At 72.2% G+C, this 22,569-nt stretch carries 25 protein-coding genes; 10 read left to right on the top strand and 15 right to left on the bottom strand.

Features of this window, described 5'->3' with window-relative positions; all coding sequences use genetic code 11:
• Positions 1-95 precede the first annotated feature (95 nt).
• Together M8H82_RS27245 and M8H82_RS27240 are read right to left on the bottom strand one after the other, a co-directional pair.
• Positions 96-806, bottom strand: a complete 711-nt coding sequence (locus M8H82_RS27245; RefSeq protein WP_250077695.1) for a helix-turn-helix transcriptional regulator — start codon at positions 804-806, stop codon at positions 96-98.
• Between the two features lie 97 nt (positions 807-903).
• Entirely contained in the window at positions 904-1,545 is a 642-nt protein-coding gene (locus M8H82_RS27240; RefSeq protein WP_250077694.1) for a TetR/AcrR family transcriptional regulator, read from the bottom strand.
• A 77-nt stretch (positions 1,546-1,622) separates the two neighbouring features.
• Here M8H82_RS27240 and M8H82_RS27235 point away from each other — a divergent pair, with 77 nt between their 5' ends.
• From M8H82_RS27235 to M8H82_RS27225, 3 genes are all read left to right on the top strand, one after another.
• Complete coding sequence (locus tag M8H82_RS27235) at positions 1,623-2,774, top strand: acyl-CoA dehydrogenase family protein (protein WP_250077693.1); 1,152 nt, start codon at positions 1,623-1,625, stop codon at positions 2,772-2,774.
• A gap of 100 nt (positions 2,775-2,874) precedes the next feature.
• Positions 2,875-3,120 carry a YiaA/YiaB family inner membrane protein gene (locus M8H82_RS27230; protein ID WP_250077692.1) on the top strand — a complete coding sequence of 82 codons (246 nt, stop codon included), beginning with the start codon at positions 2,875-2,877 and terminating at the stop codon, positions 3,118-3,120.
• A 73-nt stretch (positions 3,121-3,193) separates the two neighbouring features.
• Positions 3,194-3,817 (top strand): TetR/AcrR family transcriptional regulator, encoded by a 624-nt coding sequence (locus tag M8H82_RS27225; protein WP_250077691.1) that lies wholly within the window; start codon positions 3,194-3,196, stop codon positions 3,815-3,817.
• 10 nt (positions 3,818-3,827) lie between these two features.
• Here the strand turns inward: M8H82_RS27225 and M8H82_RS27220 are convergent, their stop codons facing one another.
• Positions 3,828-4,289, bottom strand: a complete 462-nt coding sequence (locus M8H82_RS27220; RefSeq protein WP_250077690.1) for a MaoC family dehydratase — start codon at positions 4,287-4,289, stop codon at positions 3,828-3,830.
• A gap of 101 nt (positions 4,290-4,390) precedes the next feature.
• On the opposite strand from M8H82_RS27220, the gene soxR reads away from it, so the two are divergent.
• Complete coding sequence (gene soxR, locus M8H82_RS27215) at positions 4,391-4,867, top strand: redox-sensitive transcriptional activator SoxR (RefSeq protein ID WP_250077689.1); 477 nt, start codon at positions 4,391-4,393, stop codon at positions 4,865-4,867.
• Between the two features lie 18 nt (positions 4,868-4,885).
• Here soxR and M8H82_RS27210 read toward each other — a convergent pair whose 3' ends face one another.
• From M8H82_RS27210 to M8H82_RS27190, 5 genes are all read right to left on the bottom strand, one after another.
• Complete coding sequence (locus tag M8H82_RS27210; protein ID WP_250077688.1) at positions 4,886-5,953, bottom strand: RNA ligase (ATP); 1,068 nt, start codon at positions 5,951-5,953, stop codon at positions 4,886-4,888.
• 90 nt (positions 5,954-6,043) lie between these two features.
• Entirely contained in the window at positions 6,044-6,778 is a 735-nt protein-coding gene (locus tag M8H82_RS27205) for a 3-keto-5-aminohexanoate cleavage protein (RefSeq protein ID WP_250077687.1), read from the bottom strand.
• A 54-nt stretch (positions 6,779-6,832) separates the two neighbouring features.
• Entirely contained in the window at positions 6,833-7,438 is a 606-nt protein-coding gene (locus M8H82_RS27200; RefSeq protein WP_250077686.1) for a hypothetical protein, read from the bottom strand.
• A 286-nt stretch (positions 7,439-7,724) separates the two neighbouring features.
• Positions 7,725-9,047, bottom strand: coding sequence for a serine-threonine protein kinase (locus M8H82_RS27195; protein ID WP_250077685.1), 1,323 nt, complete (start codon positions 9,045-9,047; stop codon positions 7,725-7,727).
• Positions 9,048-9,128: 81 nt separating this feature from the next.
• Positions 9,129-10,373 carry an exo-beta-N-acetylmuramidase NamZ domain-containing protein gene (locus M8H82_RS27190; protein ID WP_250077684.1) on the bottom strand — a complete coding sequence of 415 codons (1,245 nt, stop codon included), beginning with the start codon at positions 10,371-10,373 and terminating at the stop codon, positions 9,129-9,131.
• Positions 10,374-10,534: 161 nt separating this feature from the next.
• Here M8H82_RS27190 and M8H82_RS27185 point away from each other — a divergent pair, with 161 nt between their 5' ends.
• The 3 genes from M8H82_RS27185 to M8H82_RS27175 are packed head-to-tail and all read left to right on the top strand — an operon-like array spanning position 10,535 to position 13,580.
• Positions 10,535-11,299 (top strand): SDR family oxidoreductase, encoded by a 765-nt coding sequence (locus M8H82_RS27185; RefSeq protein ID WP_250077683.1) that lies wholly within the window; start codon positions 10,535-10,537, stop codon positions 11,297-11,299.
• Positions 11,296-12,960 carry a class I adenylate-forming enzyme family protein gene (locus M8H82_RS27180; RefSeq protein WP_250077682.1) on the top strand — a complete coding sequence of 555 codons (1,665 nt, stop codon included), beginning with the start codon at positions 11,296-11,298 and terminating at the stop codon, positions 12,958-12,960. The genes M8H82_RS27185 and M8H82_RS27180 overlap by 4 nt, the downstream gene beginning before the upstream one ends.
• 26 nt (positions 12,961-12,986) lie before the next feature.
• The gene (locus tag M8H82_RS27175) at positions 12,987-13,580 is read left to right on the top strand and encodes a TetR/AcrR family transcriptional regulator (RefSeq protein WP_250077681.1); all 594 of its coding nucleotides are present in this window, start codon (positions 12,987-12,989) and stop codon (positions 13,578-13,580) included.
• Between the two features lie 6 nt (positions 13,581-13,586).
• Here M8H82_RS27175 and M8H82_RS27170 read toward each other — a convergent pair whose 3' ends face one another.
• From M8H82_RS27170 to M8H82_RS27160, 3 genes are all read right to left on the bottom strand, one after another.
• A complete protein-coding gene (locus M8H82_RS27170; protein ID WP_250077680.1) occupies positions 13,587-14,801 on the bottom strand; it encodes an acyl-CoA dehydrogenase in 1,215 nt (404 codons plus the stop codon).
• Positions 14,802-14,807: 6 nt separating this feature from the next.
• Positions 14,808-15,839, bottom strand: a complete 1,032-nt coding sequence (locus tag M8H82_RS27165; RefSeq protein ID WP_250077679.1) for a phosphotransferase family protein — start codon at positions 15,837-15,839, stop codon at positions 14,808-14,810.
• A 165-nt stretch (positions 15,840-16,004) separates the two neighbouring features.
• A complete protein-coding gene (locus M8H82_RS27160) occupies positions 16,005-16,301 on the bottom strand; it encodes a hypothetical protein (protein ID WP_250077678.1) in 297 nt (98 codons plus the stop codon).
• 112 nt (positions 16,302-16,413) lie between these two features.
• Between M8H82_RS27160 and M8H82_RS27155 the strand changes: the two genes are divergently transcribed.
• The gene (locus tag M8H82_RS27155) at positions 16,414-17,358 is read left to right on the top strand and encodes an NADP-dependent oxidoreductase (RefSeq protein ID WP_250077677.1); all 945 of its coding nucleotides are present in this window, start codon (positions 16,414-16,416) and stop codon (positions 17,356-17,358) included.
• Positions 17,359-17,412: 54 nt separating this feature from the next.
• Here the strand turns inward: M8H82_RS27155 and M8H82_RS27150 are convergent, their stop codons facing one another.
• The 4 genes from M8H82_RS27150 to M8H82_RS27135 are packed head-to-tail and all read right to left on the bottom strand — an operon-like array spanning position 17,413 to position 19,601.
• Entirely contained in the window at positions 17,413-17,739 is a 327-nt protein-coding gene (locus M8H82_RS27150; protein ID WP_250077676.1) for a DUF202 domain-containing protein, read from the bottom strand.
• Positions 17,727-18,119 (bottom strand): DUF202 domain-containing protein, encoded by a 393-nt coding sequence (locus M8H82_RS27145; protein ID WP_250077675.1) that lies wholly within the window; start codon positions 18,117-18,119, stop codon positions 17,727-17,729. Before M8H82_RS27145 ends, M8H82_RS27150 begins: the two co-directional genes overlap by 13 nt.
• 10 nt (positions 18,120-18,129) lie before the next feature.
• Positions 18,130-18,654, bottom strand: a complete 525-nt coding sequence (locus M8H82_RS27140) for an NUDIX hydrolase (protein WP_250077674.1) — start codon at positions 18,652-18,654, stop codon at positions 18,130-18,132.
• Between the two features lie 50 nt (positions 18,655-18,704).
• Complete coding sequence (locus M8H82_RS27135) at positions 18,705-19,601, bottom strand: DMT family transporter (protein ID WP_250077673.1); 897 nt, start codon at positions 19,599-19,601, stop codon at positions 18,705-18,707.
• 349 nt (positions 19,602-19,950) lie between these two features.
• Here M8H82_RS27135 and M8H82_RS27130 point away from each other — a divergent pair, with 349 nt between their 5' ends.
• Both M8H82_RS27130 and M8H82_RS27125 read left to right on the top strand, forming a co-directional pair.
• Positions 19,951-20,901, top strand: coding sequence for a hypothetical protein (locus M8H82_RS27130; protein ID WP_250077672.1), 951 nt, complete (start codon positions 19,951-19,953; stop codon positions 20,899-20,901).
• Positions 20,902-20,956: 55 nt separating this feature from the next.
• The gene (locus M8H82_RS27125; RefSeq protein ID WP_250077671.1) at positions 20,957-22,501 is read left to right on the top strand and encodes an APC family permease; all 1,545 of its coding nucleotides are present in this window, start codon (positions 20,957-20,959) and stop codon (positions 22,499-22,501) included.
• The last annotated feature ends 68 nt before the right edge of the window (positions 22,502-22,569 follow it).

Raw genomic sequence — 22,569 nt, 5'->3', positions numbered from 1 at the left:
TTTCGGACGGGGGATCTGCGTCGACAGGGGGATCTGGGTCGGACAGGGAGGGGCTGCGGGCGCGCCAGAGGGCCCGCCGCGCTCCCACCGGGCGCTCAGCGCAACGTCGTCACGTCCATCCCCAGCAGTCCGGCCAGCGCCCGCTCACCGGCCGCCGTCACCTTCACCGCCCGCTCGGACCCGATGCGCACGCACCACCCCGCCTCCAGCGCGTGCCGGCACACCGCCGCGCCCGCGACCCCCGCCAGATGCGGCCGCCGCTCGGTCCAGTCGAGGCAGGCCCGCGCCAGCGGCCGTCGCCCCGTCCGGTGCAGTCGGATCCCGGCGGAGCCGAACCACGCCACCCCCGCGTCCGTGAGCGCGAATCCGGTGTCCTGCCGCAGCAGCCCGCGCGCGGTGAACGCGTCGGTGACCGCGATCCCGAGCCGCCCGGCCAGATGGTCGTAACAGGTCCGCCCGCGGGCCATCGCCGCCCCGGCACTGGATCCGCGCAGGGTCCGCGGCCGTACGACCGCTTGGGGCGCCACCTGCGCCGCCAGGTCCTCCACCAGCTGCGCGGCCCGGGCATCGGCGAGCCGTACGTACCGGTGCCGCCCCTGCCGCTCCTCGGCGAGCAGCCCACCGGCGACCAGCTTGCCCAGATGTTCACTGAGCGTGGAGGCGGCCACTCCCGCGTGCCGGGCCAGCTCCCCGGCGGTCCAGGCCCGCCCGTCGAGCAGCGCGAGCAGACAGGCGGCCCGGGTCTCATCGGCAATGAGAGCGGCGAGCCGGGCGAGGTGGGGTGCGCGGGGATCGCGGTCGGTCATGGGGCCCAGCATGGGACACGGAAGCTTCGGTCACCGCCGAACCGAGGTCGGCGCCGCCCCACCCAGGGGCGCGACCAGTCCCCACCGCCACCGTGGATCATGACGACCGGACAACCCCGTGGTACTGCCGCTCCAGCCCCTCCAGCAGCGCGGCCAGCCCCGTCTCGAAGGCCCGCTCGTCGATCTTCTCCTGCCGCTCGGCGAGAAGATGCGCCTGCCCCAGATGCGGATAGTCCGCGGGGTCGTACGCGCTTTCGTCGTCGACGAATCCCCCCGCGAACGACCCGAGCGCGGACCCCATGATGAAGTACCGCATCAGCGCCCCGATGGACGTGGCCTGCGCCGGCGGCCACCCCGCCGCCACCATCGCCCCGTACACCGCGTCCGCGAGCCGCAGCGCGGCCGGCCGCCGCCCGGGACCGCGGGCCAGGACGGGCACGATGTTCGGGTGGTCCCGCAGGGCCGCCCGGTAGGAGACCGCCCAGTCGTGCAGTGCGGTCCGCCAGTCCCGTCCGTCCTCGAACATCGACAGGTCGACCTGCGCGCTCACCGAGTCCGCGACCGCCTCCAGGATCTGGTCCTTCGTGCGGAAGTGGTTGTAGAGGGACGGCCCGCTCACGCCCAGCTCCGCGGCGAGCCGACGGGTCGAGACGGCCGCGAGGCCCTCCGTGTCCACGAGCACCCGGGCCGTCTCGACGATCCGGTCGGTGCTCAGCAGGGGCTTGCGCGGTCGGGCCATGGCCCACATAGTAGGGCTGCGCACAGAAACTAGCAGTGCTAATTTAAATGTACGGCTTTCAATTGGGGTGACTCGGTATGAACCTGGAGCTCAGTGAGGAGCAGACCGCCGTACGGCAGCTCGCCCGGGACTTCGTGGCCCGTGAGATCGCCCCGCACGTGGTCGCCTGGGACCGGGCCGAGGAGGTCGACCGGGGCATCGTGAAGAAGCTCGGCGAGGTCGGCTTCCTGGGCCTGACCGTCGACGAGGAGTACGGCGGCTCCGGCGGTGACCATCTCGCGTACTGCCTGGTCACCGAGGAACTCGGGCGGGGCGACTCCTCGGTGCGCGGCATCGTCTCGGTCTCCCTCGGCCTGGTCGCCAAGACGATCGCGGCCTGGGGGAGCGAGGAGCAGAAGCGGCAGTGGCTGCCGGGCCTGACCTCCGGCGAGCAGGTCGGCTGCTTCGGCCTCACCGAGCCGGGCACCGGCTCCGACGCCGGCAACCTCACCACCCGGGCGGTCCGGGACGGCGGGGACTACGTCATCAACGGCACCAAGATGTTCATCACCAACGGCACCTGGGCCGACGTGGTGCTGCTGTTCGCCCGCTCCACCGACGCCCCCGGCCACAAGGGCGTCTCCGCCTTCCTGGTGCCGACGGACACCCCCGGCCTGTCCCGCCGCACCATCCACGGCAAGCTCGGCCTGCGCGGCCAGGCCACCGCCGAGCTGGTCCTGGAGGGCGTGCGGGTGCCCGTCTCCGCCCGGCTCGGCGAGGAGGGCAAGGGCTTCTCCGTCGCCATGTCGGCGCTGGCCAAGGGGCGGATGTCGGTGGCCGCGGGGTGCGTGGGCCTGGCCCAGGCCGCGCTGGACGTGGCGGTGCGGTACGCGGGGGAGCGGGAGCAGTTCGGCAAGACCATCGCCCACCACCAGCTCGTCCAGGAGCTGATCAGCGACATCGCCGTGGACGTCGACGCCGCCCGCCTGCTGACCTGGCGGGTCGCCGACCTCATCGACCGCGGGCAGCCCTTCGCCACCGAGTCCTCCAAGGCCAAGCTCTTCGCCTCCGAGGCCGCGGTCCGGGCCGCGAACAACGCCCTCCAGGTCTTCGGCGGCTACGGCTACATCGACGAGTACCCGGCGGGCAAGCTGCTGCGCGACGCCCGGGTGATGACCCTCTACGAGGGCACGAGCCAGATCCAGAAGCTGGTCATCGGCCGCGCGCTGACGGGTGTCTCCGCCTTCTGAAAGCAGCGGCTCGACACAGCGGCTGAACGCGACGGCTGAGTGCGCCGGCTGAGTACTTCGGCGGATGTGGCGCCCCCCACATCCGCCGAAGCTTGTCCCCATGAGTGACACACCGGTCAAGCAGAACACGGCCGCCTTCTACGGCCAGTCCGTCGCCTCGTTCGCCGTCGCCATGGCGGCGACCGCCATCGGCATCTACCAGCTGGAGGCCGACCCCTGGGTCCGCGCCTTCCTCGGCATAGCCGTCCTCTACCTGGTGACCTCCGCCTTCACCCTCGCCAAGGTCATCCGCGACCGGCAGGACGCGTCGACGGCTCGCTCCTACAGCCCGTTCGAGAAGCTCTGAGCGGCTGCTCTAAGCGCCCGCTCACTCTCGGCGGTATGGTGGTGACCCTGTCATCGAGAGGGGCGAGCAAGCGATGAGTACGGCGGAGGAGACGGCCGGCGGCGAGGGGTCGGCGTGGGGCGAGGTCACGCCCGACGCGGCCCGGCGACTGCTGATCGCCGCGGTGGAGGCCTTCGCCGAGCGTGGCTACCACGCCACGACGACCCGGGACATCGCGGGCCGGGCCGGGATGAGCCCGGCGGCGCTCTACATCCACTACAAGACCAAGGAAGAGCTGCTTCACCGGATCAGCCGGATCGGCCATGAGAAGGCGCTGCAGATCCTGCGCACGGCGGCATCGGGCGAGGGCAGCGCGACCGAGCGGCTCGCCGACGCGGTGAGCTCCTTCGTCCGCTGGCACGCCGGTGGCCGTACGACCGCCCGGGTGGTGCAGTACGAGCTGGACTCGCTCGGCCCCGAGGCCCGCGCGGAGATCCTCGCGCTGCGCCGGCAGGTCGACGCCGAGGTGCGGGGCATCATCGAGGACGGGGTGGCGTCCGGGGAGTTCGACGTGCCGGACGTCAAGGGCACCACCCTCGCCATCCTGTCGCTGAGCATCGACGTGGCGCGCTGGTTCAACGTGCACGGACCCCGGACCCCCGACGAGGTCGGCGAGCTGTACGCCGACCTCGTGCTGCGGATGGTGGGGGCCAAGTAGGCCCCGGCGCCTACAGGTAGTAGCGCGCGACGGACTCGGCGACGCAGACGGGCTTGTCGCCGCCCTCGCGCTCCACGGTGAAGGCGACGGTCACCTGGACGCCGCCGGTGACGTCGTCGACCCCGGTGACCTTCGCGGTGGCGCGCACCCGGGAGCCGACCGGCACCGGGGCCGGGAAACGGACCTTGTTCGTGCCGTAGTTGACGCCCATCTTCACGCCCTCGACCTTGAGCAGCTGCGGGCCGAACAGGGGCAGCAGCGACAGGGTGAGGTATCCGTGGGCGATGGTCGTCCCGAACGGGCCGGCGGCGGCCTTCTCGGGGTCGACGTGGATCCACTGGTGGTCACCGGTCGCCTCGGCGAACAGGTCGATCCGCTTCTGGTCGACCTCCAGCCAGTCGGTGTAGCCCAACTGCTCGCCGACCGCCGCCTTCAGGTCGTCGACGGAGGTGAAGCTCCTCGGTTCTGCCATGTCCCTGGCCTCCCAAAAGTCTAAGCGACTGCTTAGCATGCTCGGGAGCGGGCTCCCTGTCAACGGACCTGCCGTCCGCCGGGGTGGGTAGGCTCCGAGGGGTGCCCCAGATTCCCGAGAAGATCCACGAGCTCACGGTCGGCCAACTCGCCGCGCGCAGCGGCGCCGCCGTCTCCGCCCTGCACTTCTACGAGGCCAAGGGCCTGATCACCAGCCGCCGCACCGCGGGCAACCAACGCCGCTACGGCCGGGACACGCTGCGCCGGGTCGCCTTCATCAGGGCCGCCCAGCGGGTGGGCATCCCGCTGGCCACGATCCGCGACGCGCTCGCCGAACTCCCCGAGGGGCGCACCCCCACCCATGAGGACTGGGCCCGCCTCTCGGAGTCCTGGCGCGCCGAACTCGACGAGCGCATCACCCGCCTGAACCGCCTGCGCGACCACCTGACCGACTGCATCGGCTGCGGCTGCCTCTCCCTGGACACCTGCGTGCTGTCCAACCCGGACGACGCCATCGGCGAACGCCTCACGGGTTCGAGACTCCTCGCGGAACGCCGGGCCGCGACGAAGAAGGACTGAGGTCCCGTCCCTCGCGGGTCACTCGTACTCCGTGCCGCCCTTGCGTGTCAGGTACGCCGGGCTGACCGCCTTCGCGATCGCCCGGCCGCCGGTCACCGGGCTGTACCGCTCCACGGCGGGCCGGATCACCACGCCCTCCCGCAGGTGCAGCTCCCGCCCGGACACGGTCTCCCGGCCGCTCGCGACCTCCAGCACCCGCGCACTGTCGTACGGCCCCTCGTACAGCCGGGGCGCCAACGGCAGCGCGTCACCGACCAGTTCCGCGGCGTCCAGCCAGCGCACCGAACCGTCGATCTCCGCCGACACGTCGAACACGGCGTACCCGAGGCTCTCCCGCCGGCCGTCGGCGCCGTACGTCAGGTCCTGGACCCCCGCCCCGTACACCTCGCCGAAGATCCCGACCCGCCGGGCCCCCAGCCGCTCCGCGATTCCGGCCGCCGCCCGAGCGACGCCGTGGCCGTGCACGGCCCGCCAGTACAGATTCCGCGGATCCTCCTTCAGCGCCAGCGACTTCGCCCCGAAGCCCTTGGAGGACACGTACACCCGCGACTCGTCCGCCACGTACGTCACCAGGCACGCCGACCCGTGCAGCTTCTCCGTCAGCACCACCGGCTCACCCGCCGCGAAGATCTCCGGATACCGCTGGATGTTCTCGATGTCCACCCACGGCAGCAGGTCCGGCGCCGACTCCACGTCCCCGGACATCGACGGCGGTATCGGCGGCACCCACTTGGTGATCCCCAGCCGCTCCGCGAAGTCGGTACCGTCCGACGCCGCCCGCACCAGGTCCACGTCCGCCAGCGCCGACGGCCGGCACACGATCCCCTGCGACAGCTCCCCGCGCAGCCGGACCGCCTTGACCCGGTCCGCGTTGCTGCCCGCCAGCCGTCCCGTCAGCCCCAGCTCCTCGATCAGCGCGGCCGGCAGCACCGACTGCTCGGGGATGTACACGGCCGCCTCGCCGGTACGGTAGGCGCCCTTCGCCACGACCGCCCGGTACAGGCCCACCTGGGCCAGTTCGAGGGCGTCGGCGTTCGGATGCTCATGGACGGTCAGCACTTCGGCGGTGACGCGCAGCGTCGACATCGGTGACTCCTGGGTTCTTGCGGTCAGCTGTGTCTCATCGCCTCCAACTGTCCGGACGGTAAAGGGGTGGAGCCACTCATTTAGGACCTGCTATCCAGTTCCTTTTGGTGGCCGGGCGGGGTGTTCGGACAGGGTCTGCTTCACCAACTGCGCGTTGGAGAGCGCTCGTTCGCCGGAGGGGAGCAGCAGCGTGTCCTCCAGGCCCACCCGCGTCGCCAGCCCCAGCCGCCCCGCCAGCCGCAGCACCGGCCACGCCCCGCCGTCCTCACCGTGCAGCAGCACGGGCCGGCCGAAAGCGGACCCCAACTCCGCCAGCAGCTCCCGCGCACTGGCCTCGGCCGTCTCCGGGGCGGTGTCCGTCACCTCCGCCAGCACCCGCAGCACCCGCGGCCCGAGCGGCGAGCGGGCGAACCGGGCGGCCCCGTCGGTCCCTGACCAGACACCGGCCTCCACCCCGACTCCCCGGTCGAGCAGCGCGGCCGCGACCTCCTCCGCCCCCGGCTCGTGCCAGTTGACCGAGGCGTGATCCGGCAGCACCGTCCAGGCCCGGACCCGGGACACCCGTGCCTCGGGATCCGGCTCCGCCCACGCGCCCGTCGTCACCCCGACGGGCACGGACACCCGCGCCCTGATCGCCTCCAGCGTCGCCGCCACGATGCGCGGCGACAGGCTGTCCCGGCCGCAGGGCGTCTTCGGATGGACATGCACCTCGGTGGCACCGGCCGCCACGGCCTCGGCGGCGGACTCGGCCATCGCCTCCGGCGACAGCGGCACCGACGCGCCGTCGGCCGCCGACCGGGCGCCGTTCAGACAGACCTGCACCATGCCGGAATCATCCCTCGGGTGGGGGTGCGGCATCCTCGTCGCACCCCCGTCGTACTAGGCCGTCATCAGCAGCCGGCGCTCGCGCCGGGCGGCCGCCAGGGCCTCCGGCGTCAGCACGGGACGCGGGACGACGATCCCGCAGTCCGTACAGACCGGGCCCGACGAGGGTTCATGGGCCAGGTCGTACTCCCAGGTCAACCGCTCCCCGCCGCACACCGGGCACTCGGCCCCCGGCTCGCGCTCCAGGGCGGAGATCAGCCGGCGCAGCACCTCGGCCAGCGGCTCACGGGGGTGCACCCGCGGGTCGTCGCACCACGCCACTCCGAAACCGCCCCAGGTCAGCCGGTGCCAGTCGTCGACACTTCCCGGCCTGCGCAGTCCGTCGTGCTTCTCCTTCTTGCGCCGGTGGGCGAATTCGACCTCGTAGGCGAGCCAGACCGAACGCGCTTCCTCCAACTCGTCCAACGCGGCCACGAGCCGCGCCGGATCGGGAGACCGGTCCTCCGGACCGAATCCGGCCCGCGAGCACAAGTGGTCCCAGGTCGCCCTGTGCCCGTAAGGGGCGAACCGCTCAAGGCACTTGCGCAGCGAATAGCGGCGTAGCGCCAGATCACAGCGCGGGTCTCGTACCTGTCTCGCCAGACTCCGGAAACCGGCCATCGCCCTGCACCTCCGTCACACGTGCACCTGTACTTCGGTCACTTCGGCGTCACGCCGCACGGACTTCGTACGACGTTGACGAATAGACGTATCGACACGCGATTCGGCTCCATCCTTTTTCCAATGGCCCCCATCAGCCGGCTCGCGCGCCTCCCCCGCGCCGCACTCGACACACTGAGAACTCCCAGCGGATTGAACGGGTTCCTGAAGACGGCATCCGTATGCATGCTTGTTGCCGGTGTTCTGTCTCCGCCGGTGCTTTTGCGCCGATTTTCCGGGTGGCGGGTCAGCGCACGCGGCCCGCCGTCAGCACCAGCCGGGCCAGCTCCCGGTGCACGATGTCGCTGTGCGCCCCGGCCGGCGGACCTCCGCGCCGGACCACCGCGGAGGCGTCGACGTTCACGCAGCCCGCCGTGGGCAGCGGCCCGCGCAGCGCCTCGGCGAGCTTGAGGTGCCGGGTGCCGGGCACCGCCTGGATGCCGTCGAAGCCCAGCGCGCCCCACTTGGCGCCCAAGGCCCGGCCGATGTCGAAGCCGTGGAACTCCCGGTCGTGGCCCGCCATGCGCGAGGCCAGCGGATACATCGTGCCCAGGGCGTCGTCGTGCCGGGAGAAGCAGCACACCAGAGGTCCGTCGACTCGGTTGTGCTGCCCGTGGAGCACACCGCCCGCGCGCGCGTCGTGCGGCAGTCTGGCCGAGAACGCGTAGTGCGAGAAGGCGCCTTGGAGCAGCGTCACGGACTTCACCGTCCGCACCCCCCGGGGCAGCCCGCGCAGCGCGAACGACACCAGGCGCCCGCCGAAACTGTGCCCGACCAGATGCACCCGCACCTCGGGCGACCGCGCGGCGAGCTCCCCGACCAGCCTCCCGAGCCCCCGTTCGCCCACCGTGCCCGCCCGCCGCTTCATCGCGAAGTACGTCGCCTGCCGCAGCAGTTCATGCGCCCCCTCCCAGGGACTGGGCAAGGTGAAGGAGGCATCCGGGGCCGCGTCCGGCGACTCCAGCCACGCCAGCGCCCGCGCGAACTCCTCGCACCGCACGCCCGCGGTCCCGTCGAACATCGTCGGCTCGTCCTGTGGCACGCCCTCCGCCAGCGTGTCCGCCGCGAACAACGCCTGCGGGCCCGGCGGCACCAGATCGACCAGCAGCCGCACCAGCCGCCCGAACTCCTCCAGCTCGGCCTCGTCGCCCGACTGCTGCTCCAGCAGCCGGGCGAGCTGGTCGATCACGGTCGCCCGCCCCGGGAACGTCTCCAGCAGCGCATGCCGGGTGTCCTTGTCGAGGACCGGAGGCGGCGGCAGTTCGGCCGCCACGGCGCGCGGGACACCGGGGATCGGCTCGTCCGCGAACCGCATCGACGGCCACACCACGCCCACGTAGCCGATGCGGGCCGCCGGTACGAGCTCGGGGACCGGGGCGAAGAAGCGGTCGTAGAGCCGTGTCGCCCCGGAACGGTCGTTGTTCCAGCCGTGCGCGAAGACCAGCAGATCCCGCACCCCGTGCCGGGCGACCCCGGCGAGCAGCCGGTCCCGGGCGCGGGCGTCGGGTTCCCCGTCCGAGTCGAAGGCCAGTTCCCAGTACGGGGATACGCTCACTGCCGGTCGTGCCATGACGGGCCCCTCCGTCCCCCGTAGCGGTGCGATGTGGGCGTATCGTCCCGCTGCGGGGCAGAGTTGGCCATACGGCACGGGTCATCGGTAGAGGAGGTATTCCTTTCGAATCCTCCGGAACGCGGCCAGTTCCTCCTGCCAGCCCGCCACCACCTCGTCGGTGCTCGCGCCCGCGTCGATCGCGGTACGGACCTGGGTGGAGCCGGTGAGCTTGTCGATCCAGTTGTCGGGGCGCCAGGCGAAACCCGGGAAGGTCCGCTTGGCGGTCACGAGGAGGCCGATCCCGGTGCGGACGGGGTCGTAGGCGGCCCGGTCGTGGACGTGGAGCTGCACCCCGCCGACGGTCTTGCCCTGGAATTTGGAGAAGGTCGGCGTGAAGTACGCCTCCCTGAAGTGCACGCCGGGCAGGCCGAGTTCGCCCGCGGCGGCGGCCCAGCGGCGGTCGACGCCCTCCGCGCCGAGGAGCTCGAAGGGGCGGGTGGTGCCCCGGCCCTCCGAGAGGTTCGTGCCCTCGAACAGACAGGTGCCCGAGTAAACGAGCGCGGTGTCGGGCGTCGGCATGTTCGGGCTCGGGGGGACCCAGGGCAGGTGCGCGGCGTCGAAGAACTCCGAGCGCCGCCAGCCCGTCATCGTCACGGTCTCCAGGGGGACCGGGGCGGCGAGGAACTCGCCGTTGAACAGCAGGGCCAGCTCGGCGACCGTCATGCCGTGCGCCTGCGAGATCGGCTGCCGGCCGATGAAGGTGGCGAACTCCTTGTGCAGGACCGGACCCTGCGCCGAGCGGCCGGTGACCGGATTGGGGCGGTCCAGCACGACGAAGCGCTTGCCCGCCAGCTGGGCCGCCTCCATGCAGTCGAAGAGCGTCCAGATGTAGGTGTAGAAGCGGGCGCCCACGTCCTGGATGTCGAAGACGACCGTGTCGACGCCGGACGCGGTGAAGATGTCGGCGAGGGGCCGGCCGCTCTTGAGGTAGGTGTCGTAGACGGGCAGGCCGGTGGCGGGGTCGTCGTGGCGGCCCTCCGAGCCGCCCGCCTGGGCGGTGCCGCGGAAGCCGTGTTCGGGGCCGAAGACGGCCAGCAGGTTCACTCTTTCGTCGGCGTGCATGACGTCGACGATGTGGCGGGCCTCCCGGGTGATGCCGGTGGGGTTGGTGACGATGCCGACGCGCTGGCCGTCCAGGACGGAGTATCCGTCGGCGACCAGGCGCTCGAAGCCGGTGTGCAGCCTACGGCCGCCGGTGTCTGCGGCGGCTGCGGTGGTGGTGGTGGCCGCGGTGGCCGCCAGGGCCGGGGTTGCGGCCAGGAGAGTTCGTCTCGTGAAGCGCATGGACGGCACCGTAGGCCTTGTCGCGGCTGTTCGTAAGCCGCGGCGGAGCCGCGAATTGCTCCGGCGCCGCGCCCGCGTACGGACCCTGCCGCACCCTTCCTTTGTCACATACCGACTGGTTAGTCTGTCGGTGCCGACCGAGCCGCAGTCGAAGGAGACCGATGGTGGAAGCCTTGCAGGATGCCGGAGTCGTTGTCACGGGTGCGGGCGGGGGAATCGGCGCCGCGCTCGCCCGGCGTTTCGCGGGGGCCGGGGCCCGGGTCGTCGTGAACGACCTGGACGCCGGCAAGGCCGAAGCCGTCGCGGAGGAGATCGGCGGGATCGCCGTGCCCGGAGACGCCTCCACCGTGGTCGGGGCCGCCCGGGACGCCCTCGGCGGGGTCGTCGACGTGTACTGCGCCAACGCCGGCGTCGGATCCGGCGGGTCCGAGGCCGCCGGTGAGGACGTCTGGGCGCTGGCCTGGGACGTGAACGTCATGGCGCATGTCCGGGCCGCCCAGGAACTCGTCCCCGGGTGGCTGGAGCGGGGGAGCGGACGGTTCGTGTCCACGGTGTCCGCCGCCGGCCTCCTCACCATGATCGGGGCCGCGCCCTACAGCGTCACCAAGCACGGTGCGTACGCCTTCGCCGAGTGGCTGGAGCTGACCTACCGGCACCGCGGGATCAAGGTGCACGCCATCTGTCCGCAAGGAGTGCGCACCGACATGCTCACCGCCAGCGGCAGCGCCGGCGACCTCGTGCTCCAGCCGACCGCCATCGAGCCGGACGACGTGGCCGACGCGCTCTTCAAGGGCATGGCGGAGGACCGGTTCCTGATCCTTCCGCACCCCGAGGTCGCCGGGTACTACCAGGGGCGGGCCGCGGATCCCGACCGCTGGCTCGGCACCATGAACCACATCCAGCAGAAGTGGGAGGCCACCCGGTGAGCGGCTCCTACGCGGACAAGCCCTGGCTCGCGCTCCTCGACGACGCCCAGCGCGCCCCGATCGACCCCGACGACTCCCTGGTGCACGCCCTGCGCCGGGCCGCCGCCGACCACCCGGACCGTGACTTCCTCGCCTACTTCGACGGCCGGCTCACCTACCGCGAGGCCGACGCGCTGAGCGACTCCGTCGCCGGCCACCTGGCCGCGCGCGGGCTGGAGCGCGGCGAGCGGGTGGCCGTCCTGCTCCAGAACTCCCCGCTCTTCGTGCTCGCCGTGCTCGGCGCCTGGAAGGCGGGCGCGACCGTCGTGCCGGTCAACCCCATGTACAAGTCGGGGGAGATGGCGCACGTGCTGCGGGACGGCGACGTGGCCGCGCTGATCTGCTCGGACCGCGCCTGGCAGACGTATCTGCGCGAGACCGCCGCCGACTCGCCGGTGCGGATCGTGCTCACGGGCTGCGAGCTGGACTTCCAGACCCGCGGCGACGCGCGCGTGCTGAACTTCGAGCGGCTGCCGCAGGCCGCCGACGCCGACGACCTGACGGCCGCCGCCCGCGCCGGGCACCCGGCGCCCGGGGGACGCGATCCCGGGCCCTCCGACCTCGCCCTGATCAGCTACACCTCCGGCACCAGCGGCGCCCCCAAGGGCGCCACCAACACGCACGGCAACATCATGCACAACGCCGAGCGGCAGCGGACCGGGCTGCCCCTGCCCGAGGCGCCGGTGTACTTCGCGCTGGCCCCGCTCTTCCACATCACCGGCATGGTCTGCCAGTTCGGCGCCTGCCTGACCAGCGGGGGCACGCTGGTGCTGGCGTACCGCTTCGAGGCCGGTGTCGTGCTGGACGCGTTCGCCGAGCACCACCCGCACTACACCGTCGGTCCGTCGACCGCCTTCATGGCGCTGGCCGCCCACCCGGATGTGACCCGGGAGCACTTCGCCTCCTTCCGGATCATCTCCTCCGGCGGCGCCCCGCTGCCGCCCGCGCTGGTGGAGAAGTTCCGGGCCGGCTTCGGGCCGTACATCCGCAACGGCTACGGCCTCACCGAGTGCACCGCGCCCTGCGCCGCCGTGCCGCCCGCCCGGGAGGCGCCGGTCGACCCGGACTCCGGGACGCTCGCCGTGGGCGTGCCCGGCCCCGACACGCTCGTGCGGATCGTCGACGAGGAGGGCGCCGAGGTGCCCTTCGGGGAGCAGGGCGAGATCGTGGTCAGCGGTCCGCAGGTGGTGCCCGGGTACTGGCGGCGGCCCGAGGCCACCGCCGAGACGTTCCCGGGCGGTGAGCTGCGCACCGGTGACATCGGGTTCATGGACCGCGAGGGCTGGCTGTACGTCGTCGACCGCAAGAAGGACATGATCAACGCGTCCGGCTTCAAGGTGTGGCCGCGCGAGGTCGAGGACGTGCTGTACACCCATCCGGCGGTACGCGAGGCGGCTGTCGTCGGGGTCCCCGACGGGTATCGCGGGGAGACCGTGAAGGCGTACATCAGCCTGCGCCCCGGTGCCGAGTCGGACCCGGATGAACTGGCGGTGTACTGCAAGGAGAGACTGGCCGCCTACAAATACCCGCGCCAGGTGGAGATCCTGCCCGACCTGCCGAAGACGGCGAGTGGGAAGATCCTCCGGCGGGAGCTTCGCACCCGCGCGCACGACAGCCAGTGAGAACTCGAAAGGCAGGTGGCGGCACAGTGCCCAGGACGACGGACGCGGACGGCACCCCCGTCCCCCAGCGGCTGCTGGCCGCCGCCACCCGGCTCTTCGCCGAGCAGGGCTACGACCGGACCTCGGTGCAGGAGATCGTGGAGGCGGCAGGCGTCACCAAGGGGGCGCTGTACCACTACTTCGGCTCCAAGGACGACCTGCTGCACGAGGTGTACGCGCGTGTGCTGCGCGTCCAGCAGGAGCGTCTGGACGCCCTCGCGGGCGCCGACGAGCCGGTGGAGAAGCGGCTGCGGGCCGCGGCGGCCGACGTCGTCGTCACCACGATCGACAACCTCGACGACGCCTCGATCTTCTTCCGCTCGATGCACCATCTGAGCCCCGAGAAGAACAAGCAGGTGCGCGCCGAGCGCCGGCGCTACCACGAGCGCTTCCGCGCGCTCGTCGAGGAGGGCCAGCAGGCCGGGGTCTTCTCCACCGCGACCCCGGCCGACCTGGTGGTGGACTACCACTTCGGTTCCATCCACCACCTGTCGACGTGGTACCGCCCCGACGGTCCGATGAGCCCCCAGGAACTGGCCGACCACCTGGCCGACCTGCTCCTGAGGGCGCTCAGACCGTAAGGGTCCTCACACGTACTTCTTCAGCTCCCGGCGCGCCAGCGACCGCTGGTGCACCTCGTCCGGCCCGTCCGCGATCATCAGCGTGCGGGCGCTCGCGTACAGCTCGGCCAGCGGGAAGTCCTGGCTCACGCCGCCCGCGCCGTACAGCTGGATCGCCCGGTCGATGATGTCGACGACCGTGCGCGGGGTGGCGATCTTGATGGCCTGGATCTCGGTGTGGGCGCCCCGGTTGCCGACGGTGTCCATCATCCAGGCCGTCTTCAGGACCAGCAGGCGCAACTGCTCCACGGCGACCCGCGCGTCCGCGATCCAGTTGTGCACCACGCCCTGCTGGGCCAGCGGCTTGCCGAACGCGGTCCGGTCCACGGCCCTGCGGCACATCAGCTCGATCGCCCGCTCGGCCATGCCGATCAGCCGCATGCAGTGGTGGATACGGCCGGGTCCCAGGCGGGCCTGCGCGATGGCGAAGCCGCCGCCCTCCTCGCCGATGATGTTGGCCACCGGCACGCGCGCGTGGTCGAAGACCACCTCGGCGTGGCCGCCGTGCGAGTGGTCCTCGTAGCCGAAGACCTGCATGGCGCGCCGGACCGTCATGCCCGGGGTATCGCGCGGGACCAGGATCATCGACTGCTGGCGGCGGGGGTTCTCGCCGTCCGGGTCCGTCTTGCCCATCACGATGAAGATCTTGCAGTCCGGGTTCATCGCCCCGGAGATGTACCACTTGCGGCCGGTGATGACGTACTCGTCGCCGTCCCGCTCGATGTGCGTGGTGATGTTGGTGGCGTCGGAGGAGGCCACGTCGGGCTCCGTCATCGCGAACGCCGAGCGGATCTCACCCGCCAGCAGAGGCTCCAGCCACTGCTTCTTCTGCTGCTCGTCGCCGAACTGGTACAGCACCTCCATGTTGCCGGTGTCCGGCGCCGCGCAGTTCAGCGCGGTCGGCGCCAAGTGCGGGGAACGGCCCGTGATCTCGGCGAGCGGGGCGTACTGGAGGTTGGTCAGTCCGGCACCGTACTCGGTGTCCGGGAGGAAGAGGTTCCACAGGCCCTGCCTGCGCGCCTCGGCCTTCAACTCCTCGACCACGGCCGGGGTGTCCCAGGGTGAGGCCAGCGCGGCGCGCTGCTCCTCCGCCACCGCCTCGGCCGGATACACGTACTCGTCCATGAAGGCGAGCAGCTTGCCGCGCAGCTCCTCGGTGCGTGCGTCGAACGCGAAGTCCATGTGCCGTCAGCCTTCCTGAAGGGTGGTCAGACCGTGCTCGATGAAGACCGGGACCAGGTCGCCGATGCGGTCGAAGCCGCGGCCGACCGTCTGGCCCAGGGTGTAGCGGTAGTGGATGCCCTCCAGGATCACGGCGAGCTTGAACCAGGCGAACGCCGTGTACCAGGAGACCGCGGAGACATCGCGCCCCGAGCGCGCGGCGTACCGCTCGATCAGCTCGGCCGGTTCCGGGTGCCCCGGGGCCTCGGCGGTGGTGGAGACGGGGGAGTCGGGCATGTCCAGCGGCAGGCTGTACATCACCAGCAGGCCCAGGTCGGTGAGCGGATCGCCGAGGGTGGACATCTCCCAGTCGAGGATCGCCTTGATCCGGTCGTCGTCGCCGATCAGGACGTTGTCGAGGCGGTAGTCGCCGTGGATCACCGTCGGCGTGGGAGAGACGGGCAGTCGACGGCCGAGGGTGGCGTGGAGCTCGTCGATGCCGGCCAGGTCACGGTTGCGGGAGGCGTCCAACTGCTTGCCCCAGCGGCGCAGCTGGCGGTCGAGGAAGCCCTCCGGGCGGCCGAAGTCCGCGAGGCCCACCTCGGCGGGGTCCACCGCGTGCAGGTCGACGAGCGTGTCCACCAGCCCGAGCACCGCCTGCCGCGTGCGTTCGGCACCCAGCGGGGCCAGTTGGCCCGCGGTGCGGTACGGGGTGCCCTCGACGAACTCCATGACGTAGAAGGACGCGCCGGGCACCGCCTCGTTCTCGGGGTCCTCGCACAGCAGCACCGGCTCCGGCACGGGGACGTTCGTCGGGTGCAGCGCGCTGATCACCCGGTGCTCGCGCTTCATGTCGTGCGCGGTGGCGAGGACATGGCCGAGCGGAGGCCGCCGTACGACCCAGCGGGCGGTGCCGTCCGAGACGGCGTAGGTGAGGTTCGACCGTCCACCCTCGATCAGCCGGCCGGTCAGCGGGCCGTGCACCAGGCCGGGGCGCTCGCGCTCCAGCAGGGCGCGCAGCCGGTCGAGATCGAGTCCGGGCGGGTGGTCGGGGCTCATCGGGGCTCCTACGGGCAGGTGAACGAGTCCCGACCAATGATGCCGACCGGTCGGTATGTCGTCCAGGGGGTGAGCCCAACGTGATCGGAGCCACGATAGGCCGACAGCTCCCCGCGCGAGGCGACGGGGAGCTGTCGGAGGGTGCCTGGCGGGCGGGGCGGCGGGTCAGTGGTCGTCCCAGTGGCCGGCGTGGGCCGCGTGCCGGTGGCCGTCGTGCAGGTAGTCGACGTGGTCGCCGTGCAGGACGCTCTCGTGCCCGCAGGCGTCTCCGTGCTGGTGGTCGTGGCCCTCGTGGGTGGCGTGGTCGCCCGGCTCGCACTCGTCCCAGTGCCCGCCGTGCTCACGGTGCAGGTGCCCGCCGTGCGCGTAGTCCACGTGGTCGCCGTGCGGCACCTCGGCGTGTCCGCAGCCGGGTCCGTGGGAGTGGGCGTGGGAGGCGTGTTCCTGGTGGGGGGTGGTCATGGTGCTCACCTTCGGAGGCGCGGGGGATGACGTCGGACAGGCTGCCACGCGAACGGCGCATATCCGCTCATTCGGCTTGCGTGGCGCCCGGGTACCCCGGAGGGTCGGAGCCATGAAGGCGATCAGCTACTCCCGCTACGGCGGCCTCGAGGTACTGGAGCACGGCGAGGTGGCCGACCCCAAGGTCGGTCCCGACTCGGTGCTGGTCAAGGTGCGGGCGGCGGCCGTGAATCCGGTCGACTGGAAGTGCCGCGAGGGGTATCTCGACGGTGCCCTGCCGGCGGTCTTCCCGGTGGTGCCGGGGTGGGACCTGTGCGGGGTGGTGGTGCAACCGGGGGTCTCCGTCACGGAGTTCGGCGTCGGCGACGAGGTGATCGGGTACGTGCGCGAGGACTTCCTGTCCCGCGGCACGCTGGCCGAGTACGTCGCGGCTCCGCTGCGCACCCTCGCGCGCAAGCCGCGCAACCTCACCTGGGGGGAGGCGGCCGGGCTGCCGCTGGTCGGACTGACCGCCTACCAGGTGCTGGTCAAGGTGCTGCAGATCAGGCGCGGGGAGACGGTCCTGGTGCACGCGGCGGCCGGCGGGGTCGGCTCCGTCGCCGTCCAGCTCGCCCGGCACCTCGGCGCCCGGGTCATCGGCACGGCGAGCGCGCGCAACCACGACTACGTGCGGGGCATCGGCGGTGAGCCGGTGGAGTACGGCGAGGGCCTGGTCGAACGGGTGCGGGGCCTGGCCCCCGAGGGCGTGGACGCCGTCCTCGACACCGTCGGCGGCGACGCGCTGAAGGCGTCGGCGAACGTGCTGAGCCCGGAAGGGCGGCTGGTGTCCATCGCCGACGCGGAGGTCTTCGACTACGGCGGCCGCTACTACTTCGTCCGCCCCGACGCCGAGGACCTCCTGCGCCTGACCGAACTGGCCGAGCAGGGCGTGGTCACGGTGCACGTCTCCGAGACGTACCCCCTGGAGCGGGCGGCGGAGGCCTACCGGTCGAACGAGGAGGGCAGCACCCGCGGCAAGATCGTGGTGACGGTGCCCTGGGAGGAGGAGTCGTCGTAGGGCGCCGCGCATCCACGGCAGCTGCCGAAGGGATCAGCGCCCCGCCAGACCCCGCTACAGAATCAGCAGCATCCCGCACCCCGCCAGCGCCACCGCGTACAGGACCGCCGCCGTGGCGTGCCGGGGGGCGAGTGCCGTTGGTTCCGGGCTCGACGCGAGGGTGGTGATGCGGCGGTTGGCGACCGCGAGGAAGCCCAGCCACAGCGCACAGCACAGGGCGCACAGCACGATCCGCGGCACCGAGACCCCGCCGTGCACGGCCGTCTTCACGGCGAGCACCGCGGCCACCGTGCCCGCCAAAGTCGTACGACGCCACGCCAGCCGGGTCCGCTCGGGCTGCAGCCCCGGATCCCGCGCCGGCGGCGAGGTCACCCCTCCCATCCGGCCAGCACCACCACGACCATCACGAGCGCCACCACCGCGATCACCACGCTCAGCAGCGCCGGGAACCGGGACACCGGCAGATCCTCGCCGCGCCGCATCGCCCGCTCACAGGCCACCCAGTGATTGACCGCGCGCAGGGAGCACAGCACACCCGCCGCGAGCAGCGCGAGCGCGAGGCCGACCCGCCAGCCCCAGCGCAGGTCCGGCAGGAACTGGTCCACCGCGAAACCGCCGCCGACCAGCGCCATCGCGGTGCGCAGCCAGGCCAGGAAGGTGCGCTCGTTGGCCAGCGAGAACCGGTAGTCCGGCGTACCGCCCTCCCGCCGGATCTCCCCGGGCGCGAACCACAGCCGGACGTTCCGTACGAATTCGATCACGCCCCGGACCTTACCGGCAGCCCTCCGCCGCCCGATGCGCCCGCAGCCGCTCGTACGCCGCCAGCCCGTCCGGCACCCACTCCCAGTCCGCGAGGTGCGCCACCACCTCCGGCTCCGGCAGGAAGGCGTGCCAGGCCACCTCCTCGGCCTGCGGGTTCACCGGCAGCTCGCAGCGCACCTCGTACACGGCCGACCACCAGCCGTGCCCGGCACCGTCCTCGTAGAGGAACTTGAAGAGGAACCGCGGCTCCGGCAGCCCGGACACCCCCAGCTCCTCCTCGGCCTCCCGCAGGGCCGCCTGCGCGTAGGACTCGCCCGCGCCGACGACACCGCCGACGAACATGTCGTACAGGGAGGGGAAGACCAGCTTCGTCGGGGTGCGGCGGTGCACGAAGAGGCGGCCGTCGGCATCCCTGGCCTGGATGAACACGCACCGGTGCCGCAGCCCCTCGGCGTACACCCGGCCGCGCGGGGCCACGCCGACGACCTGGTCGTTCTCGTCGACGACGTCGAGGATCTCGTCAGCTGCGCTCATGAAACCCATCCAAGCGCACGGCCTCTGCCGGCAGAGCGGCACCCCGCACGTCAGGCGCTCGGCTGCAGGTCCCGCGTCCGTTCCCGGACCGCCTGGCCGGACGGCATCGCCGGGTGCAGGCCGAGCAGGACGATGCCCACGACGACCGCCGCGAGCCCGGCGGACTCCCAGGCCAGGGCGCCCGCGTCGGTGCGCAGCCGGTCCCCGAGGAAACCGACCCCGCAGGCGATGCCGGCCAGCGGCTGGGCGGCGGTCAGGGCGGGCAGCGACACCCGCAGCGACGCGGTCTCGAAGGCGCTCTGCACCAGCACCAGACCGGTGACCCCGAGCACCACCACGGCGTACGGCTGCCACCCGGTCAGCACCGCGGCGAGGCCGCCCTCGGCGAAGCGCTGGCCGGTCACCCGGGTGAGGGCGTCCTGGACGCCGTAGAGCAGTCCGGCCGCCGTGGCCAGCAGGGCCGGCCCGGAGCCGAGCCGCGAGCGCTTGGCGTACGCGGTGAGCAGCAGCGCCGTGCCGGTCATCACGCCGATGATGAGCCACTGCCGGAACGGGTCGGTCAGCGCGGTGCCGCCGGTCGGCTCGCCGGCCACGATGAACGTCGCCACGCCCCCCGCGAGCAGCAGCAGGCCCAGCCAGCCCTGCCGGCCCAGGGGCTGCTTGGTCTGGTGCCGGGACAGGGCCATGGCGAAGAGCAGGTTGGTCGCCAGCAGGGGCTCCACCAGGGACAGCTGGCCCTGGCCGAGCGCGACGGCGCCGAGCGCCATGCCGACGACCATCAGGGCGATGCCGCCGAGCCAGCGCGGCACCTTCACCAGGTCCAGCAGGATGCGCGGGGAGAGAAAGTCCTTGAGAGGTGCCTTCTGGGCGGCGTTCTGCTGGAGGACGAATCCGAAGCCCAGGCAGCAGGCGGCGCTCACGGCGAGAATCAGAACCTGAAGCGACACGCGACGTTCCTCGTTCGTTCGGCCGGGGCTCGGGGGGCGTACCGCGCGGTGGCCGACTGTGGCTTCCCGGGAGCCGGCGCGCCCCAGGGAGCGATGGACTTCCCGCCATGGTCCGCGCCCGGCGCCCGAAACACCATGGCCTGCGCCACAGGTACGGTCCAATCCCACGATCCGGACGATCACAAGCCCCCCAACATGTCACAACTGCCTCATCCGTCACAGGAGTTGACGCGTGTAACGCGTCGGCGGCCCTTGACGCGAAGTATTGGCGGGGGGTTGGCTGTGCGTGATCGCTCGATGGCAAACCGAAACCAGACGTCGACCCGCGTCGCGTGAGGATGTTCCCGCGGTGTCTCCACCCCCGCCACCCCTGGGCCGCGGCCGCAAACGCGCGGCCCAGACGCCGGACGGCGCCCTCGACGACCTTGAGCTCAGCGCCGCGCGGGCGGCGCTGTCGCAGGGCCGATGGCAGACCGCCCGCTCCCTGCTCGCGCACACCGCCGACGACTGGGACCGCCGGGGCCACCGCGTCACCGTCCTCGCCCAGGAGACCTACAGCGCCCCCTGGGCCCGCGAGTGGCTGCTGGCCGAGCCCGAGTCCGCCGACGCCCGTGTCCTGCTCGCCCTCGCCCAGGTCCAGCGCGCCCTGCGCGGCAAGGAGAAGCCGGACCGCGCCCGCGAGGCCTGCCACACGGCGGCCGTCCACGCCCCGGCCGACCCCACCCCCTGGCTCGGCCTGCTCATGCTCACCCGGGGCACCGGCACCGAGGACGAGGCGCTGAAGCTGTTCGAGGAGGTGCGCGCCCGGTACCCCGACCACCACCACGCCCACCACCTGATGGTCGCCCGGCTCGCCGAGCGCCACCCGGCCGCGGGCCCGGACCCGCTGCACGAGGTCTACGACTTCGCCAACGGCGCCGCCGACCGCGCCCCCGCCGACTCCCCGCTCGCGATCCTGCCGGTCATCGCGCACGCCGAGCGCTACCGGGTGCTGGCCGCCGCCGGGCACGAGTCCGCCGACCCGGCCGCCTCCGGGCACTGGGTCGGGCGCCGGGCCCGCCAGGTGATGAAGGCGGCCTTCGACTGGTGGCTGGAGTGGGAGCACGAGGGCCATCCGCGCCGCCTGGTCGACCTGAACTTCCTCGCTCATGCCAAGTACTGCGAGGGCCGGGGCGCCGAGGCGGCCGCCCTGTTCCACCGCATCGGCGACCACGTCACCCCGGCGCCCTGGTCCTACCCGGACCGCGATCCCTACCCCGCCTTCCGTGCCGCCCGCGACAGCGCGCTCGGCACGGTGTGAAGCACCCGCACGCCCCGCACCTCCGCCCCCGCCACCCCCGAAAGGACCACGCGCGATGACCACGGGCAGTTCGAGAACGAGCAGTCCCCCCGCCGACGGCGGCATCAGCACGTTCAAGGGCCAGGACCGGGCCCTGCGCGCCGACCGGCTCGGCACCCTCGGTCTGCTGCTGTCCGTGCTCGCCGCGACCGCACCGCTCATGGTGGTCGCCGGTGTCATGCCCACGACCTTCGGGGTCATGGGCATCACCGGGCAGCCGCTGCTGTTCGTGATCCTCGGCGTGGTGCTCGCCCTCTTCAGCGTCGGGTACGCCGAGATGAGCCGGCACGTGCACAACGCCGGCGCCTTCTACGCCTACATCTCTCGGGGCCTCGGCGGCACCGCGGGCTCCGGCGCGGCCCTGGTCGCGCTGGTCGCCTACAACGCCCTCCAGGTCGGCATCTACGGCATCTTCGGCTTCGAGGTCTCCACCCTCTTCGCCACCTACCTGGACATCGAGCTCGCCTGGTGGATACCGGCGCTGCTGGCCGTGCTCCTGGTCGGCGCGCTCGGCTGGCTGAAGATCGACCTCAACGCGCGCGTGCTCGGCGTGCTGCTCCTCATCGAGGTGGCGCTCGTCGTGATCTTCGACGTGGCCGCCCTCGGCGACCCCGGCCCCGAGGGCCTGTCCCTGGCCGCCTTCGACCCGGACACGCTCAGCGGCGCCGGCATCGGCACCGCGCTGTGCTTCTGCGTCGCGGCCTTCCTCGGTTTCGAGCAGGCCCCCGTGTACGCCGAGGAGACCAGCCGCCCGCACGTCCTGGTGCCGCGCGTGATGTTCCTGGCCATCGGCGGCATCGCCGTCTTCTACACCATCAGCTGCTGGGCGATCACGGTGGCCACCGGCCCCGACGCGGTCGTCGGCACCGCCCAGGAACAGAGCGCCGGCATGCTGTTCTTCCTCACCGAGGGCCTGCTCGGGGAGACCTTCACCGACGTGCTGCACATCCTCTTCGTGACCGGCATGTTCGCCGCGATGGTCAGCTTCCACAACGTCGTCGCCCGCTACGCCTTCGCCATGGGCCGCGAGGGTCTGCTGCCCGCCGTCTTCGGCCGCACCACCAGCGCGAGCGGCGCCCCCGGCACCGGCTCCCTGCTCCAGACGGTGATCGCCCTGGTGGTGGTGAGCGCCTTCGCGCTCGCCGACGACAAGCCGACCGGTGACCCGACCGCCCCGGTGCTGCACCTGTTCACCTGGATGGGCAACGTCGGCGCGCTCGGCGTCACGCTCCTGATGGCCATCGCCTCCGTGTCCGTGGTGGCCTTCTTCGTCCGCCGCGGGGCCGCGGGCAGCCAGTTCTGGCGGCTGACCGCCGCCGGGCTCGCCACGGTCGCGCTGTGCTTCATCGTCGTCTACACCGTCAAGGACTTCGACGTCCTCGTCGGCTCGGGCCCCGGCTCCTCCCTGCACTGGCTCCTGCCGGGCATCATCGCCCTCGCCCTGATCGCCGGCCTGGTCCAGGGCCTCGTCCTGCGCGCCCGCAACCCCGAGGCGCACGCCCGCATCGGCCAGGGCAACGAGGCGTTCCAGCTGGAGAAGGCGGCGGAGACGACGCACTGAGATTGACGCCCTGAGATTACGGAACCCTGACGGGCACCCGCGGCCCCTGGCCCACCGCGGGTCACGGG

This window comes from Streptomyces sp. YS415 (genome assembly GCF_023544665.1).
Taxonomy (GTDB): domain Bacteria; phylum Actinomycetota; class Actinomycetes; order Streptomycetales; family Streptomycetaceae; genus Streptomyces.
The sequence above is the reverse complement of the archived record's forward strand: the minus strand, read 5'-3'. Positions and strand labels throughout refer to the sequence as shown.